1 protein-coding gene is annotated in these 471 nt (G+C 65.2%); it reads right to left on the reverse strand.

What is annotated here, in order from left to right:
- Positions 1-12: 12 nt before the first annotated feature.
- Positions 13-471, reverse strand: a 459-nt coding sequence (locus ACU8YC_RS26865; protein ID WP_446896238.1) for a superoxide dismutase, incomplete at its 5' end; no start/stop codon positions are given.

A 471-nucleotide genomic window follows, 5' to 3' on the forward strand; every position in this document is an offset into this window, starting at 1 on the left:
CGGCGATACGCCTCAGCGGGTCGCCTCGGCGTACATCTTCTCCACGTGCTCCCAGTCCACGAGGTTCTCGATGAACGCCTTCAGGTAGTCGGGCCGGCGGTTCCGGTAGTCGATGTAGTAGGAGTGCTCCCACACGTCGACGCCGAGGATCGGCTGAGCGCCGTGGACCAGCGGGTTCTCGCCGTTCGGGGTCTCCATGATCGCGAGCTTGCCGTCCTTGACGGCGAGCCACGCCCAGCCCGAGCCGAACTGGCCGACGCCCGCCTGGATGAAGTCCGCCTTGAACTTCTCGGCGCCGCCGAGATCCTCGTCGATCTTCTTGGCGAGGGCGCCGGGGATCGCGCCGCCGCCGTTCGGCTTCATCCACTGCCAGAAGTGGATGTGGTTGTAGTGCTGGCCGGCGTTGTTGAAGAGCGGCTGATTCGTGTTGTAGGCGGCATTGACGATCTCCTCGACGCTCTTGCCCTGGAG

Source organism: Citrobacter sp. VF227, from assembly GCF_052950715.1.